Origin of the sequence: Deinococcus alpinitundrae, from assembly GCF_009982895.1 — a bacterium.
Taxonomy (GTDB): Bacteria; Deinococcota; Deinococci; order Deinococcales; family Deinococcaceae; genus Deinococcus; species Deinococcus alpinitundrae.
In genome coordinates, this window is the sequence record NZ_WXZL01000007.1 from 1 (window position 1) to 17,073 (window position 17,073).

A 17,073-nucleotide genomic window follows, 5' to 3' on the forward strand; every position below is an offset into this window, starting at 1 on the left:
CTCCAGCAGCTCTTGCTCCCTCGGCGTCCCAGTCATCCACCCCAGCTTAACGGCAGCACCCCCATCCAACGACGGAATTGGGGGGCGCTAATCAGATACGATTGCCCTTTGATGCCCGATTCAGGTCAGCATTGACCATCATCTCAACCAATTGCGGGAACGTCACCTGGCGCTGCCAGCCCAGTTTGCCATCCGCTTTCTCGGGCGAACCGATGAGTAGTTCAACCTCAGCAGGGCGGTAGAACTCGGGGTTGACCTGCACAAGCACCTTCCCAGTTTTCTTGTCGAACGCCTTCTCGTTTTCAGCCTCACCCTGCCAGTCCAGTTCGAAACCCGCCGCCTGCGCGGCCAGCGTCACAAACTCGCGTACCGGGTAGGTTTCGCCAGTGGCCAGCACATAGTCGTCAGCTTGCTCTTGCTGAAGCATGCGGTACATGCCTTCCACATAGTCGCCCGCAAAGCCCCAGTCGCGCTTGGCGTCCATGTTGCCCAGCTCTAATATGTCTTGCTGACCATATTTCACCCTCGCAAAAGAGGCAGTGATTTTACGGGTTACAAATTCCATGCCGCGCATCGGCGACTCATGATTAAATAAGATACCCGACGAAGCGTGCAGACCAAACGATTCCCTATAATTCACGGTGATCCAGTGACCATAAAGCTTGGCAACGCCGTAAGGGCTACGCGGGTAAAATGGCGTGGTTTCGGTTTGCGGAATAGCTTGGACTTTACCGAACATCTCGGAAGTGGATGCTTGGTAAAATCGAATAGACGAATTGACAGTGCGAATAGCTTCGAGAATCCGCGTTACGGCCATGCCATCAACTTCGGCTGTATAGAGGGGTTGATCAAACGAGGTGCCGACAAAGCTCTGGGCAGCCAGGTTATAGAACTCATCCGGTTGCACCTTGTCAATGACCTTCTGAATGTTGCTGTATTCCAGAAGCTCCAGTGAGATCATTTTCACGTCGTCGGCCACGCCAAGTTCGTCAAGCCGCCAGACATTAGCGGAAGCGCTGCGGCGGTAAGCTCCATAAACTTCATATCCTTTCTCAAGGAGCAACTTGGCAAGATACGAGCCGTCCTGGCCTGTGATACCTGTTATGATTGCTTTCTTATTCATATTCATCCCCCCAGTAAAGCTATCGATATATAATTATTTCCCGTTAGAATTTACATATTATTTACCTCGGTTTGAGCTTTTGAATTTGCTTTACCATATATGGCACTAGATTTATGAAAATGAGAAATAAAAAACTAAACGGTAAATTTTTATTTACAATAGACATTGTAGCATGAATCGTAGGTCAGAAATCTAAAAACACTCTAGATTATCACATACTTGCTCCCTCCTTTATAAGGATGCCTCCCAAAACAATTGATCAGGAGTATCGTATCGCAATGACCAAATTATGAAGGATAGCCTTAATCAATCGAGGCCTCTTCATAGATAGTAGTCCAGATGTACTTTTCATAAATCCTGATCTCTGACATATCTGAAAGTATCAAGCAAATTTATCCATGCGTTTTGCGGCACATTAAATTCAAGAAATTCACTGCTCTTTGCACTATCCATGACTCCAGGAATTCCCCAAAGCCAAGTATTAGTGTGGTATCCAACGCTAGAGTTTACAATGAGAAGACGCTCTTCCAGAATTGCTGCTGTCCGATTGAAAGATTCTGATCCATATCTAATTATTTCAGCTGCACCCCTATCCTAATTGTTAGAATATACTTTGTTTTGAGTTAAGTTATTGTACAATAGTATGTTGAATCCTGAGATGAATATGATAATTATATAGATAATGTTTTAAGAAAAACTTAATTTTCCCTTATATTTATAAAAAGCATAAGAGGAGATTCCAGCTAAAAACAATATAAAGATGATTCTATGTGACTGGAAAGAGCCACTAATAGATACAATATACTCATCATATATCTGGAATTTTTATCTTCCAGCCGCGTATATTGGTTACCAGTAAGTAGAAAAAATATACAACCAAAGAAAATACCATCTAGGATACCCGCTCTAGACATACAGATTAAGTAAAAAATAGCTCTTTATTCTATTCCCATCAGAGCCAAAATTGAGCACCGTCGGTAAAAAGGTGGATGTATCGTATAAAGAGAAATCATTTTAATTATATAAAAAAGGATAAAAAAGATAATACATAGGAAGGTATTATGATAGAGATCAAATTTTCTTGTGATGGCTTAGATAGATAAAATCTTTTCCTTATTTTAATTCTTAAGGCAAATCTGAGTCCAAAAAGAAAGAAAGCTTCACATGTTACAATCTGCAAAAGAGGATATAAATTCCAAGAGTATATGTTTCTTTCTTTGATGTAAGACAAGTATGAAACTATCCAAGAGACTAGGGTCAACATAAGAGAGATGTTGGATAATGAAAAGAAAGAGAAAAATACTATATCTTTGCCGTTGTTTGAGATCGTATTCAATTTCCTCCTCGGATCACAGACAAAGAGGCTTTAAAGTTAGTCGCTATTAAATAGAATCGACCTTTATATATGTTTATAAGCGTCTTTGAAATTATTCTTATGATTAATAATGTAGTAAATCTTCTTGGATACCATTTCATTACAAATAGGAGAAAACTCCTAGTAGAGTGATATTCAGAAAGTGATGATCTCTTTTTCTTATATGAACCACCGTTTATCGAAGAACCTTCTTTGTGAGTAATAAATACATCTTTGGCCCATGTTAAATGGATACCTTCTCTTGAGGCGGCTAAGCAATAGTCTACTTCCTCATAATATAAAAAATATCTTTCATCTAAATATCCTATGCGATGAAGTACTTCTCTGGGAATTAGGAGGGATGCGCCATGAATATAGTCAAATTTTGCCGCTGTCGCATCGGCTTCCATAATTGAAACATCATTAACATTCATGCCCAATCCTACATATTTCCCGGTAAATGTATATTTATCTAGCTCCGCGCCCCCTAGACACTGAATTCTATTTGATTGCTCATCGACTATCGTGGAGCCAATGATTGTTTTTTTATTCTTACTTATGTGCTCTCTCATTTTTCTTATTGCCATATTGTCTAGCGTAGTATCATTATTCAACAGCCAGACGTATTCAGCATTTAGATTCTCTAACGCATATTTAATACCTACATTGTTGCCACCAGAAAACCCTAGGTTAGTCTCATTCGCGATAACAATGACGTTTTTTGATTCACCTATATATTTAAACACAGAATCGAAACCGTTAAACAGGGCATTCCTATCAGCTTCTGTACTGCCATTGTCAACAACGACAAAATAAGTGGTTTCATCTAAATCCGCGCCCAAAACACTTTCTAATAGGGTTAAAGTGTCACTTGGATCTCCATAATTAACTGTGACAATGACCAGAATCATCAGAATTTCCTCATGCTCTTACCCATAGTCTTGCTATTTGCGTCGAAGATGCCTAGGATGATTGCTCTTATTTTTTTTATTTTGTCCTGCTCAAACAGGAGGATAAAGAGTACTTCTTTGACAAACATGAACAAATCTTTAATTACGAATGGTATGTTCAGTTTTTTAAGTTTCCCGTAGAGATATATCCTGTTCCTAGTAATGTAATACCTACGTAAAGGAGAGTGATTTGTGGGCTTCAGTTTCATACCCATTACGTCAAACCACTTTGATTGACCTAACTCATGTGCGATTTGAACATCGCTGGTAAGGAGAACTTTAAATCCCTGTGAGTTTAGACGCAGACAGTATTCAGTGTCTACATAGTCGATGAACAACTCTTCGGAAAATTTTCCACATTCTTTATAAGCTTTCAAAGAAAGTAAATTTCCCGACATCATTACATGAGAGGTTAAAATATATCCTTCTTTCGGAGCATTCCGCTCTATAGCGAGACCGTTATGCAAATGTATTGGGCTAATAATGCCAAGTCGGTCTTCATTCTTCGCTACTGAGCCTATATAATGAACAAAATTGGTATCTAGTAGAGAGTCTTGATCGAGAGTAACAGCCCAGTTGTACCCATCAGCTACTACATGCTCCAATCCTACATTGAGCGCAGCAGCAACTCCTACATTTTTTTGCATCAGTATAACGTGCCTTCTAACTGCTGGATTATTGAGTTCAGCCGCATCCCAATTGGTTAAACCATCAGAATTGTCTACAATATATGTTTTGGAGAATTGACTAGAGTTCAGCACCATATTTATCAGGGAACTTGAACTAGGATTATAAGCGATTACTACAGCCGCTACATCAAAATCAGACATGCCCCACTCCCCTTCTCAGTTTATACGAGATGAACTCATACAATATAATAGATATACCGATAAAAACCGATAGGGCGAAGATGCTAGAGTTAGAAAAATTAGATACATTAAATTTAAGCTGTAGATAAACAGCTGTTATATAAAAGAATGGAAATGTAAGAAATATAGCTCTAGATGCAGATATCATATGAATTCTGCCATATGATACATACGTTAGGAAGAAGACAAAGGCTCCAGCAGAAGCAACTGTAATTCCAGTATAATCGACATCGTATTTTCTTATTAATAAATTTAAAATGATTGATATCTTACCAGCAAATGCAATTGCTAATACCAAGGTGATAATAAGTATTATAAACCGGATCTTCATTTTCACAAGATGGATTCTCTTCGATACCAAAAGAGAACCTAGAGCCATGCCTAAGCCACATGAGGCCACAAAAAGTGAACTTCGAACTGCATATTCAGCGAAGGTTATACTATTACCGAGTTGTATCTTGGCGTAAAACTTATCCAAATTAATAAAGAGTATGATCAATACGTTTATGGTCATTAGAGGAGCTCCTAACGTTAAAATATTGTACGCCTCGCTTACACTTCTGTCAACAACGATCACAAAAGACCTACTGAAGATCATCAGAAACAAAGCCGGGGTAGTAGCCAAACCGTAAGAGAGAATCACTAATGAAACACTTTCCAATTTGTAAATGCCGAGTAAAGATACAAACAAAAAAAACAGTAAGCTTTGACTTGAAAGGGCAAGTCTTAGCCTATTACCGTTGAAGAAAACCTGGGCGTAATAAGTAGAGAATGAAAAAAGACAAGCTAGAGCCAAGCTAAAGGCCAAAGCTAACAGGGAGCTAATCCCTAATCCAAGATATCTAAATGACATCCAACTTACTATTATTGATGATAATATTACCATTACCAAGACAAGATTAATAGTTACGACGGAAACTTCCACCTTCCCAGTCTTATTCGACAGCCATAACCTGTAAATACCGTCTGCTGTTCCAAAATGCAAGATTCCAGCAAATGCGATCACTGATGATGCCAGTCTCCATTCGGCAAACGCTCCAACACTGAGAATATTTGGAATGTAAATTGTCGTAAATGCTAAATTTAATATCGGGATTAAAATTGTTGTAACTAGGGTTTTAAGAAGATCAGACTTCCTCATTCAGTATGCACCCTTTCCGGCTACAACTACTTTCACTGTCTGCATTAATATTATCAAATCGAGCCAAGGAGTCCAATTTGTCACATAAAATTTATCCATAGCAACACGCTCATCATAGCTAGTGTCACTACGACCATTAGCTTGCCAATAACCTGTCATCCCAGGGCGTACTTGTTTATACGCCGTATAAATTTCACCATACTTAGCTATCTCCGCTTCCACAATAGGGCGCGGCCCCACCAAACTCATTTCCCCCATAATAACGTTTAATAATTGTGGAAATTCATCCAAACTTGTCCTTCTTAGGAAATTGCCCACCCTGGTCACCCGCGGATCATCCTTAAGCTTATGGGTTGCCGCGAACTCTAATCTGAGCATCGGATCGGCATCCAATACCTCTTTAAGCTTAGTATCAGCATCCCTATGCATACTTCGGAACTTAAAACAGTCAAACAGCCGTCCATCTCTGCCCAAACGGCGCGCCCGGTAAACGGCTGGCCCAGAGCTGTCAAATTTGATGGCAATTACGATGAGTAATAATATAGGAGAAATCGCAACTGTTCCTGTCACAGACATTAGCAAGTCAATGACTCGCTTAATTGTTCTAGAGCGCCGACTTCGCAAATTATTGCGAATCTCCAAGGTCGCTACCGTACCGATATTATGTGTCTGGAGCGCTTGGTTGGGGACACCAAACAAATCAGGAATGACCCAGGTAACGGGAAAAGCTGCATACACAGAATTGACCAACTTCTGTTGAACCTCAGCACGAGCACTGGGAATAGAGATCAATGCCTGCTCAGTTAACGGATCAGTCAATGCCTGCTCAATAGGGCCACAAATTGGTACACCATAGACTTCACTACCTTGAAGATCTAAATTGTCATCATAAGCAACCAGAGGATTGAGACCATATGCTGGGTGATTCTGAAGATGGGCAATAGTCAGGCTAGCTGTCCGACCCGCTCCGATAATGCTAATAGGCCGCCCAAAGTTTCCAGCCCGCACCAGCAGCGCCCGTATAGCATAGCGGATCAGTAGCGCAACCGGTAAAATCAGCAGCCAAACAACAACAACCCCAGCAACGCTGATGGTAAAACGCTCGAGTGCCAACGCTCCAGCCAGTTGAACCAACAAGACCTGAACGGTGCTAATGGTGTGAAGGCGCAGTTCCGTTTGCGGAGAGCGTCCATAGCCAGGGTAGAGACCTTGATAGAACCGCCAAGCTAGCCAGACACCCAGCCAGATCACCAAGGTCTCGATACGTGCGCTGGGGATCCTGAACAAATCGAGGATCAGGTGACCTGTTCCAAAACACAGTGCAGCGCTCAGGACATCGCTAAGAACTAGCACCAGTCCTTGTGAGATACCACGCCGTGCCAGCGTCACACCACGGCTTGATGTCCGTACAACAGGCGCGTTGGGCGTGTGCAGACCCATACTCAAGCGCCCTCAGAAGTGCGGCTGCTGTAGCTGTAAGCTTGACCATAACTTTCGCGGTCCGACTGAGACACCTTGTTGAGAACAAAGCCCATCATCGGCACTCTAGCCTCTCGGGTGCGGCGCATCACCTGCTTCACTGCCTGCAATGTCGTTTGGCCCGCTTCAGTAATCAGAACAACACCGTCGACATGACGACCTAAAACCAGGCCATCCGCAATGGCCAGCAATGGCGGGCTGTCGATCAAGACAATACTATAGCCCTGTCCCCAGCGCTCAAAAATGCTCCCCAGATCAGGGCGGTTGAGCAAGGTCAAACTATCATGCAGACCCGGACCAGCAGGAAGAAGGTAAACGTTCGGTTCTACCTCGATCACCTGAACATTTTCCGGGTCGCGCAGCGCTTCTTGCAGGGTACGTGACCCACCCTGGCCAATCAGTTGGTGCCACTCATGTTGACGCTCGTATTTGTCCCAGACCGCTTGTTGGGTCCCGCGTCGCAGGTCAGCGTCAATAATCAGCACACGCTGACCAGACGAAGCAAACCCGTCGGCCAGCGTGGCCGTCATGCTGCTCTTGCCCTCACCCGGCGCAGTCGAGGACAGCATGATTCGCCTACCACTCTGCTGATCGACATTGGCCAGCAAATTGACCCGCAGGAAGCCTATGGCCTCGTATAGGCCTGCTTGTCGTGCTGCGCGGACAATACCCATCAGGACAACATCGCGTTTACGCAGTCGGGGGATAATACCCAGTGTCGGCAGACCAAAGTTGAGCAGATCCTCTTCATTACGCACGGTCCGGTCCGTAACGGTCAACAGAGCGGCAAGACCGAGACCCAGCAGCAGGGTGAGCAATCCGGTCAACACAGCATTGCGGGTAGGCCGGGGGGCCACCGGGTTCAGTGGCTCGACGGCAGGCGAAACCAGCGAGAGTGATCCGGTGGTGGCTTGGGCCAGAATGCTGGTCTGCGCCAGATTGCGCTGCGTTAGGGCGCGAGTCGCCACCAGCGTTTCCCGTTCCAGCGCAGGCAGCTTCGGCTGGGCAATCTGGCGTTCGATCTCGGCCAGCTGGGCGCGCTGTACTTTGAGCGCACGCTGCACCGACAGTAGGGCACGGTTCTCATCCCAGGCCAGCAGTGCCTGAGCCGTCAGGTTGGTCAGCACACGGGCTGAAGCGGCACTGGGCGCGCGTCCAGTAACGGTATACACCCCGTTGCCACCAGGATCGAGCTGCGACGTCAGATTCACTGTGGAGAGGGTGCTGCTTTGCAATTCACGTTGCAGCTCAATGATCAATTCGTTCTTGACGCTGGGCACAAGTGGACTGCTCCTGAGCGCCGCAATCACGTTACCGAGTACCGTTGAGCCTTTGAGCGCTTCATCCAGTGCGCCAACTGGTAAAGCAGATGCGGGCACCAGCGTGGCTCCAACCACACCCGCAGCGGGTTGCACTGTGATCACGCTAGAAGCAGCTTCATAAACCGGCGGCTGACCACGCGACCAGAAGTACGTCGCTGTGCCGACGAGTACGGTGGCCGCCAGAATCACTGGCAGGCGGCGGCGTATTCCGCGCCACAACACACTCAATTCAATTTCATTGTCCACACCGTCGTTTGACGTCTCCCCTCTGTAGCGGTCACTCACGCGAAGCGCTCCAATTCGGGGTGAGCTTTCAGCTGGCGCACCACTTTCTTAATGTCCTGGGTACGGTCCTTACGAACCACCAGCGTCACCTCACTGGTGCGCACAATGACCACGTCTTCGAGGCCGATGGTCACGATCAGGTCGTCACCGTTGGTCGTATAGAGAATCGCGCCGCCGGTATCGAGCCCCACATGGCGGCCCACCGCCACATTTTCACCCTCCGCTTTGAGCAGGCGCTCCAGGGCATTCCAGTCGCCCAGGTCGTCCCAGCCAAATTCAGCAGGAATCACAGCCACCTGGTCCGACTTTTCGAGAATGGCGTAATCGATGCTGATCTTCTCCAATGTCGGAAACACTTGTTTGAGGGTGCGCTGCTTTATGGCCTGACTAAGCTGCCGGTACAATTCTGGTTGATGCTGCTCGAAAGCGCTGACAATAGCCTGCACCGTCCAGATAAACATGCCACTATTCCAGCTGTAATGCCCTTCGGATAAAAACTGCTCAGCTACTTCCTGGCTCGGCTTCTCGGCGAAGCGGTCCACACGGTAAGTAGCGAACGTCCCCTCAACATCAAGCCGGTCACCCTGGCGGATATAGCCGTAGCTGGTGGCCGGGAATGTCGGCGTGATGCCGATAGTCAGCAACTGTTGTGTCTGGACTGCGACCTTAGTAGCCTGTGAGATGACCTGAAGGTACGTCGGCACGTCCACGATACGATGATCTGCTGGAAAAACACCCATCACGGCGTTCGGGTACTCACGCGCGATCCGGAGCGCCGCATACAATACGGCAGGCGCAGTATCGCGCGCCACTGGCTCCACAATCAGGTTCTCAATAGGCATCTCGGGCAATTGGTCGAGCACCTGACTACGGTACTCGCTACCGGTCACGACCATCACCGAGTCCGCGCCGCCGCTCAGTGTACTCAGTCTGTCTACTGTAGCTTGCAGCAGACTGCGGCCCGTATCGTCCAGCGTCAAGAACTGCTTGGGCTTACTGCGGCGCGAAAGCGGCCAGAACCGCTCACCACTACCGCCCGCCAGAACCACCGGGATGAAAAGGACCGTTTCACTAACGACGCTCACCGGGCATTCCCACTTTCTATTTGCTGCGGCTTCACAGTGCCCTCACGGCGCGTGGCCCAACGTTCTGGAACTGAATGAATGGTCATCTGACATTAACTCCTCTTCACTGCAACGGCAATCAGCCGTACCTTATCACGCTCACTAGAGTAGAACACTCATGAGGTGGGAGATACAGCAATCGAGGTCTCAGCCCACCGTCAGCTTCGTAAACACCTCTAGAAAGAAGGTAAGAGATCAGCAGGGGGACATACCAACCCGTCAGATGAGCGGACCTTAAGCCTGCGTCGTGATACAGAATTGCTACAGGCTCTACACTTAGTTCACATGAAAGGCATCATTCCAGCGGCGGGTCTGGGCACACGGCTGCGGCCCCTGACCTTCACCCGGCCCAAACCCGTGCTCAACGTGGCGGGCAAACCGATCATCATTCACGCCATCGAAACGCTGCGCTCAGCGGGCATTGACGAGATTGCGGTGATCGTTTCGGACCTGACCCGCACCGAGATCGAATACACCCTCAAGGATCTCAGTGGACCGCACCTGACCTTGATCGACCAGCACCAGCAGCTCGGCCTGGGGCACGCCGTCAATATGGCGCGTGACTGGGCGGGGAGCGAGAGCGTCTGCGTGTACCTCGGCGACAACCTCTTCGAGTTCGGCATCGGCAGCTTCGCCCGGCAGTTCGAGGCCGAGCGGCCCGACGCCCTGATCGCCCTGGTCGAGGTGGCCGACCCCAGCGCCTTCGGGGTAGCGCGGCTGGACGGCGAGCGAATCGTCGAACTGATCGAGAAACCCAAGGTGCCGATCAGCAATCTGGCAGTCGCCGGAGCCTATTTCTTTTCGTCCCGGATCTTCGAGGCGCTCAGCGATCTGCCCCCCTCACCGCGCGGCGAATACGAGATCACCGACGCCATTCAGCGGCTGATCACCGAGGGCAGCGTGGTGCTGGGCCAGCGGGTGCAGGGCTGGTGGAAAGACACCGGCAAACCCATCGACCTGCTTGACGCCAACCGGTTGCTGCTGGAACGGCTCGAAGCGTGCATCGAAGGTGAGGTCGTCGGCTCACGCCTGAGCGGACGGGTGCAACTTCCCGCCTCGTCCCGCGTGATCAACAGCAAAATCGTCGGCCCGGTGCTGATCGGCGAGGACGTGATCATCGAGAATGCTTACGTGGGGCCGTTCACCAGCATCGGGCGCGGCAGTGTCATCCGCAACGCCGAGGTGGAGCACAGCGTGATCGAGTCGTTGGCGCAGATCGAGAACGTGGACATCCGGCTGCAAGACTGCTTACTCGGGGTACGTGCCCGAGTCCGGGGCGGGCGGCGCGTGCCCCGCACCCTGAAACTGACCTTGTCGGATGCCAGCGAAGTCGAGCTGACCTAGCCGCCCCCTGCGTTCCTCACAGCAGCTCCGCCGCTTGCAGCCGCTCCAGCACCCCCGGGTCTTCCAGGGTGCTGGTATCGCCCTGAATGGCCTGGCCCGCCGCGATCTGGCGCAGGAACCGGCGCATGATCTTGCCGCTGCGGGTCTTGGGCAGGGCATCGGCCACCACGATGGCGTCCGGACGAGCCAGCGCGCCGATTTCTTTGGTGATATGGGCGCGGATGGCTGCCGGATCAAGGGTGTAGCCGCCCTGGGGCGTCACGAAGGCCACCACGCCCTCGCCCTTGAGGTCGTCGGGACGGCCCACCACAGCGGCCTCGGCCACGCTGGGATGCGCTACCAGCACCGATTCGATCTCCATGGTGCCCAAGCGGTGGCCCGAGACGTTAAGCACATCGTCTACCCGGCCCATCACGGTGATGTAGCCGTCTTTGTCCTTGCGCGCACCGTCTCCGGCAAAGTACACGTGCTGGATTTCGCCCCAGTAGGTCTTGCGGTAGCGCTCGTCGTCGCCATAGACGGTGCGCAGCATGCTGGGCCAGGGCCGTTTGATAATCAGCAGGCCGCCCTCGTCAGGGCCGAGTTCGGTGCCCTCACGGGTCACGATGGCCGGTTCGATGCCGTACATCGGTAAGCCCGCGCTGCCGGGCTTGCTGGGAAACGCACCGGGCAGGGTGGTCAGCATGATGGTGCCGGTCTCGGTCTGCCACCAGGTGTCAATGACCGGGCAGCGCTCGCCGCCGATGACCCGGAAGTACCACATCCAGGCTTCGGGGTTGATCGGCTCGCCCACGCTGCCCAGCAGCCGCAAACTGGAGAGGTCATGGTTGCCCGGCAGCTCATCTCCCTGGCGCATGAAGGCGCGGATGGCGGTGGGCGCGGTATAGAGGATGCTGACCTTGTGCTTCTCGACGATCTGCCAGAAGCGGCCCCAGTCCGGATGGTTGGGCGCGCCCTCATACATCACGGCGGTTGCGCCGCGCAGCAGCGGTCCATAAACGGTGTAGCTGTGGCCGGTGACCCAGCCCACGTCCGCCGTACACCAGAATACGTCGTCTTCCTTGAGGTCGAAGGCCGCCTGCATGGTCATGGACGCGGCGACCATGTAGCCGCCGGTGGTGTGCAACACGCCCTTGGGCTTGCCGGTGCTGCCGGAGGTGTAGAGGATAAACAGCGGGTGCTCGCTGCCGAGCGGCGCGGCCTGGTGCTCGTCGCTGGCAGCGGCCATCATCTCATGCCACCACAGGTCGCGCCCCGGCTGCATGGACACGTCACAGTCAGCCCGGCAGACCACCAATAGGTGCTCCAGCGTGGGCACGTTGTGGGCCGCCGCGTCGGCGTTGGCCTTGAGTGGCACCAGGGCGCCCTTGCGGTAACCCGCGTCCGCCGTGATCAGCAGCTTGCTCTGGGCGTCGTTGAGCCGGTCCGATAAGGCCGACACCGAGAAGCCGCCGAAGACCACACTGTGCACCGCCCCGATGCGGGCGCAGGCTAGCATGGCAATCGCCGCCTCGGGAATCAGCGGCAGGTACAGCGTGACCCTGTCGCCGGGCTGCACATTCAGCGAGAGCAGCATGTTGGCCGCTTTCTTCACGTCTCGCAGCAGTTCGGCGTAGGTGAAGGTCCGCACCTCGCCGTCCTCACCCTCCCAGATAAAAGCCCGCTTGTCGCCGCGCCCCAGCGCCACCTGACGGTCGAGCGCGTTGTAGGCGATGTTGGTCTGGCCGCCCACGAACCACTGCGCATGCGGCTCCTGCCAGTCGAGCACCTGGGTCCAGGGCTGCATCCAGGTCAGCTCACCGGCCACCTCGGCCCAGAAGGTGTCGGGGTCGTCCAGGCTCTGGCGGTATCTGCGCTCATATTCTTCGCGGGTGACGTTGGCCCTGGCCGCGAAGTCGGCGGGCGGGGCGATCACGCGGGTTTCGTGCAGCACGTTGTCGATCTGATCGGTCATGGCATTCCCCTTTGGTGTCCAGCTCGGTATGTGGCTGGGGACATGCTATACCCCGCTTCGGCCACGGCGCGGGAGGCCGGATGCGGGGTGGCCTTCAAGACTTCGTGGGCGATTGCGCCCTGCCTTCCCACGCCACCGCCGCCGCTGGGCTATAACGGGCAGGTGACCGCCCCCGTGCCCACCCTCACCGACGCCCTGGGCCGCGCCCTGCACGATCTGCGCATCAGCGTGACCGACCGCTGCAACCTGCGCTGCACCTACTGCATGCCCGCTGAGGTCTTCGGCCCCGATTACGCCTTTTTGCCACGCCAGGAACTGCTCAGCTTCGAGGAAATCGAGCGGCTGGCCCGGCTGTTCGTGGCGTTGGGCGTGCGAAAGCTCCGCATCACCGGGGGTGAGCCGCTGCTCAGGCGCGACCTGCCTCAACTGATCGGGCAGCTTAGCCAGATCGGGGGTGTCGAGGACATCGCCATGACCACCAACGGGCTGCTGCTGCCTCGTCTGGCCGCCGATCTCAAGGCCGCTGGGCTGCAGCGCGTCACGGTGAGCCTCGACACCCTCGACCCGGCCATTTTCGGCCAGATGAACGGCCTGGGCGTGCATCCCGACCGGGTGATGGCGGGCATTGAGGCCGCGCTCACCGCCGGGCTGGGGGTCAAGATAAACACGGTGGTGCAGCGCGGCGTCAACGACCAAGCGCTGAGTGAACTGTGGGCGGCGCTGCGCGGCAAGGCGGTGGTGCGCTTCATCGAGTTCATGGACGTGGGCAACCACAACGGCTGGAACATGAGCCAGGTCGTGCCCTCGCGTGAGGTGATCGCCCGCCTGGCGGACGGTGGCGAGCCGCTGCATCCACTCGACGCCCACTACAAAGGCGAGGTGGCGGCCCGCTACGCCGATGCCCAGGGCTTCGAGGCGGGTGTGATCAGCAGCGTCACCGCGCCGTTTTGCGGCGACTGTTCCCGGGCGCGGCTCTCGGCGGTGGGCCAGCTCTACACCTGCTTGTTCGCCAGCCAGGGCACCGATCTGCGCGCCCCACTGCGGGCCGGAGCCAGCGAAGACGACCTGCTCAGGCTCCTGAGGGGGGTCTGGAGCGTGCGGCGCGACCGCTACAGCGAGGAGCGCGGGGAACTCAGCGCCGCCCGGCAACCGCAGAAAATCGAGATGTCGCACATCGGCGGCTGAGCGCGGCTGCCTGATTCGGTGGCCTCGCTCCGTCACGCCGCCGAGCACCGACCCAACAGGTGTGCGGAGTACACAAATTAGGCTAAGATGAAAGCGTTTCGGCCTTCGCCCCGCTCAGCTGCTGTGGTCGCAGGTCGCCGATTCGCCTGATTTTGCCGTGCTGAGTGCTGCTGGTGTTCGACGCTGTGAGTGTACCGGAGGGCTGAATGGCCAAGTATCCACTGATCAAGTCCACCCTCAAAGACCGCTTGCTGGGCGGCCACTATCAGGAGGGCCTGCCGCTGCCCAGCGAGCCGCAACTGGCCCGCGAGTTCGAGGTCTCACGCATGACCGCCCGGCGGGCCATCGATGAGCTGGAGCGCGAGGGCTACGTCTACCGGGTGCAGGGCGCGGGCACCTTTCCCACCGGCAAGCGCTTTCGCCAGGGCAATTTCCGCATCCGGCCCTTCAAGGAGTGGGCACGCCACCCCGACCACCGCACCGGGGTCCTGCACGCCATGCAGATTCAGGCCACGCCGGAAATCGCCATCGTCTTGCAGGTGCAGCTTCACGACCCGGTGGTGTTTATCCACCGCCTGCGGACGGCCGGAGAGGAAGCGCTGGTCATCGAGAAACGATACATCAACGCGGCGATGGTCGGCGATCTGCTGGCCCAGAACCTCTCCGCCGAGAGCATCCACGAGGTGATGGTGGCGATGGGCGTGCCGCTGACCCGCGTGGAACAGGCGCTCGAAGCGGTCAATCTGCGCCAGGAGGAAGCCGACCTGTTGCGGGTACCGGTCGGCACAGCAGCCTTCTTGCTGCGGCGCACCACCTACAGCGGCACCAAGCGGGTGTCCTATGTCAACTACTGGGTGCGCGGCGACCGCTACGCCTTTCAGGACAGCTTCGAGCCGTAAGTCAAGGGCCATCCGTTGAGGCGGCACGGGCCGGAAGCGGCTTTGCTATACCCCGTACAAATTTGAACCCGGATACAGTATTTTGGAGCATCATGGATTCACTCTCGCTGCGCGAACGCCAGAAAGAAAAGCGCCGCACCCGCATCTACAACGTGGCTATCGATCTGTTCAAGCGCGGGGGCTTTCAGACCACCACCGCCACCGACATCGCCAAGGCCTCCAATGTCTCGCGCGGCACTTTTTTCAACTACTACCCGTACAAGGAAGCGGTGCTGCTCGATTACGGGGCGCAGATCATGGCCCGGCTGCGCGAGCTGGCCGAGACCCGGCTGCGTGAGGGCCACGCCCCGCAGCAGGTGCTCTCGGAAGTCTGGGAGCGGCTGGCCGAGGAGAGCGGTCAGGAGCGCGATCTGATTCCGCCGCTGGCCTACGAGGTCATGAACCCCAGTCCCGACCGCGCCCGCACCGCGTATGAGGCGCTGCCGCTGAGCCGGGTCATCGAGCTGATTCTGGGGCCGATGCAGCAGGCCGGGCAACTCCGCAGCGACCTGAGCCTCCAGCGCATGAGCAACCTGATTGCCGACACTTACCTGATCATCGCGCTGCGCTGGAGCGCCTACGGCACCGAGCGCTCGCTGGCCGAGGAGATGCGCCTGACCCTGAGTTTTCTGATGCAGGGCGTGATGGTTCGGCCTCCCGGCTGAGCGAGGCCGCCGCACCCGACTAACAGTCGAACAGAAAAGCGCGGCTCCCTATTCGGAGCCGCGCTGCTGAATTGACGTGCCGGAGCTTACTCTTCGGCAGGCTTGCCCGAACCTGCGCCCTCGGCTTCTTCCTTGGCCATCGCCTCGCTGCCCTCGGTCTTGGCGTCTTCCAAGCTGACTTCGCCTTCCAACACCGCCTCGGCAGCCGCTTCGCTGAGTTCGCCCGAAGCGACCATCCCGGCGACCTGGGCCGCCTGGGTCTCGGCCTCGGCTTCCTCGGCGCTCAGGCGCGGCGGCAACACGCTGATGATCATGGTGCTCTCGTCGACGGCCAGCTTGACACCCTCGGGCAGCTTGAGATCGCCTGCGGTGATGTGATCACCGATATTGAGCTTGCTCACGTCCACCATGATTTCCTGAGGAATGCGGCGCGGACCGGGGGCGATGATGCTGAGGCTATGGGTCACGATATCGACCAGGCCGCCCATGACCTCGCCCTGGCTCTTGCCTTTGACGTGCACCGGCACGGCAACCTCGATCGCCTGGCCGTAGGTCACCATGAAGAAGTCCACGTGCTGCGGCACGCGCTTGCGCTTGTCCATCTGGACGGCCTTGACCAACGCCGGGAAGGTCTCGCCGCCCTCGATGCTGATGTCGAACAGTCCCGCCGTGCCCTGGGCGCGAAAGGCCCGGTCGAACGCCTTGCGGTCAACGGTGAACGAAACGTTGTGGTCTTTGTTGTAGGCGACGGCAGGCAGCATGCCCTCCGCCAGCTTTTCCTGGGTGTTTCTCTGGGTGGCTTTCAGTTCCATTGGTCTTTGCTCCCTCTTGGCGGGTTTGCCGCTGCGCTTTGATGTTCGGGCACGCAGGCCTGCGCGCGGCAACCGTGCAACCTCGCCAGTGTAGCAAACCCTGGCCGGGTTCTGGAAGGGGGCCAGGTTGACAAGCCCGCAGGCGGCGGCTATCCTTTAACCCGCCCGTGAAACGGCTATATGTACGAAGAAGTAGAAGTAATGGTGGGGTCTGGTAGTGTAGCGGTTAGCATATCTGCCTGTCACGCAGAAGGTCGCGGGTTCAAATCCCGTCCGGACCGCCAAGAGAGGAGCAAGGTGAAAAGCCTTGCTCCTTTTTTTATGCCGTGCTGAACACCCTGGGCTGAGCGCACCGCACGGGGCGAGCATCGCCGCACGAAATGTCATCCGGCTTGACCTCTACGCACCACCTTGCCGCTATCATGTCCCCCGGTTTCGCACGGCGTGGTTGCCGGACACAGCACTGATCCACAGCGCTCAGTTCGGCCACTGCCCCGCGCACGGCGAGCCTCAGTTTGCCACTCTGGA

The 17,073-nt window shown here is 54.3% G+C and carries 13 protein-coding genes and 1 tRNA gene; 5 read left to right on the forward strand and 9 right to left on the reverse strand.

Annotation, left to right across the window (positions count from 1 at the left end):
• Nucleotides 1-91 precede the first annotated feature (91 nt).
• From gmd to GUI70_RS08075, 7 genes are all read right to left on the reverse strand, one after another.
• Nucleotides 92-1,129 carry a GDP-mannose 4,6-dehydratase gene (gene gmd / locus GUI70_RS08045; RefSeq protein WP_237724788.1) on the reverse strand — a complete coding sequence of 346 codons (1,038 nt, stop codon included), beginning with the start codon at nucleotides 1,127-1,129 and terminating at the stop codon, nucleotides 92-94.
• Nucleotides 1,130-2,455: 1,326 nt separating this feature from the next.
• Nucleotides 2,456-3,388 carry a glycosyltransferase family 2 protein gene (locus tag GUI70_RS08050; protein WP_161881796.1) on the reverse strand — a complete coding sequence of 311 codons (933 nt, stop codon included), beginning with the start codon at nucleotides 3,386-3,388 and terminating at the stop codon, nucleotides 2,456-2,458.
• Nucleotides 3,388-4,257 (reverse strand): glycosyltransferase family 2 protein, encoded by an 870-nt coding sequence (locus tag GUI70_RS08055; RefSeq protein WP_161881797.1) that lies wholly within the window; start codon nucleotides 4,255-4,257, stop codon nucleotides 3,388-3,390. The genes GUI70_RS08050 and GUI70_RS08055 overlap by 1 nt, the downstream gene beginning before the upstream one ends.
• Nucleotides 4,250-5,437, reverse strand: coding sequence for a hypothetical protein (locus tag GUI70_RS08060; protein WP_161881798.1), 1,188 nt, complete (start codon nucleotides 5,435-5,437; stop codon nucleotides 4,250-4,252). Before GUI70_RS08060 ends, GUI70_RS08055 begins: the two co-directional genes overlap by 8 nt.
• The gene (gene wbaP, locus GUI70_RS08065; RefSeq protein ID WP_161881799.1) at nucleotides 5,438-6,877 is read right to left on the reverse strand and encodes an undecaprenyl-phosphate galactose phosphotransferase WbaP; all 1,440 of its coding nucleotides are present in this window, start codon (nucleotides 6,875-6,877) and stop codon (nucleotides 5,438-5,440) included.
• 2 nt (nucleotides 6,878-6,879) lie between these two features.
• Nucleotides 6,880-8,523 (reverse strand): tyrosine-protein kinase domain-containing protein, encoded by a 1,644-nt coding sequence (locus GUI70_RS08070; RefSeq protein WP_237724789.1) that lies wholly within the window; start codon nucleotides 8,521-8,523, stop codon nucleotides 6,880-6,882.
• A complete protein-coding gene (locus GUI70_RS08075; RefSeq protein WP_161881800.1) occupies nucleotides 8,520-9,608 on the reverse strand; it encodes a mannose-1-phosphate guanylyltransferase in 1,089 nt (362 codons plus the stop codon). Before GUI70_RS08075 ends, GUI70_RS08070 begins: the two co-directional genes overlap by 4 nt.
• A 324-nt stretch (nucleotides 9,609-9,932) precedes the next feature.
• On the opposite strand from GUI70_RS08075, the gene GUI70_RS08080 reads away from it, so the two are divergent.
• Complete coding sequence (locus GUI70_RS08080) at nucleotides 9,933-10,991, forward strand: glucose-1-phosphate thymidylyltransferase (protein WP_161881801.1); 1,059 nt, start codon at nucleotides 9,933-9,935, stop codon at nucleotides 10,989-10,991.
• A gap of 16 nt (nucleotides 10,992-11,007) precedes the next feature.
• Here the strand turns inward: GUI70_RS08080 and acs are convergent, their stop codons facing one another.
• The gene (gene acs / locus GUI70_RS08085) at nucleotides 11,008-12,945 is read right to left on the reverse strand and encodes an acetate--CoA ligase (RefSeq protein ID WP_161881802.1); all 1,938 of its coding nucleotides are present in this window, start codon (nucleotides 12,943-12,945) and stop codon (nucleotides 11,008-11,010) included.
• 42 nt (nucleotides 12,946-12,987) lie between these two features.
• On the opposite strand from acs, the gene moaA reads away from it, so the two are divergent.
• The 3 genes from moaA (at nucleotide 12,988) to GUI70_RS08100 (ending at nucleotide 15,733) form a co-directional block, all read left to right on the forward strand.
• Entirely contained in the window at nucleotides 12,988-14,130 is a 1,143-nt protein-coding gene (gene moaA / locus GUI70_RS08090) for a GTP 3',8-cyclase MoaA (protein WP_161881803.1), read from the forward strand.
• Nucleotides 14,131-14,336: 206 nt separating this feature from the next.
• Nucleotides 14,337-15,029 carry a GntR family transcriptional regulator gene (locus tag GUI70_RS08095; RefSeq protein WP_161881804.1) on the forward strand — a complete coding sequence of 231 codons (693 nt, stop codon included), beginning with the start codon at nucleotides 14,337-14,339 and terminating at the stop codon, nucleotides 15,027-15,029.
• Nucleotides 15,030-15,121: 92 nt separating this feature from the next.
• The gene (locus GUI70_RS08100; RefSeq protein WP_161881805.1) at nucleotides 15,122-15,733 is read left to right on the forward strand and encodes a TetR/AcrR family transcriptional regulator; all 612 of its coding nucleotides are present in this window, start codon (nucleotides 15,122-15,124) and stop codon (nucleotides 15,731-15,733) included.
• 86 nt (nucleotides 15,734-15,819) lie between these two features.
• On the opposite strand, the gene GUI70_RS08105 is transcribed toward GUI70_RS08100, so the two are convergent.
• On the reverse strand, nucleotides 15,820-16,545 hold the full coding sequence (locus GUI70_RS08105; RefSeq protein WP_161881806.1) for a 50S ribosomal protein L25/general stress protein Ctc: 726 nt from the start codon (nucleotides 16,543-16,545) through the stop codon (nucleotides 15,820-15,822).
• A 208-nt stretch (nucleotides 16,546-16,753) separates the two neighbouring features.
• Between GUI70_RS08105 and GUI70_RS08110 the strand changes: the two genes are divergently transcribed.
• Nucleotides 16,754-16,829, forward strand: a tRNA-Asp gene (locus GUI70_RS08110).
• The last annotated feature ends 244 nt before the right edge of the window (nucleotides 16,830-17,073 follow it).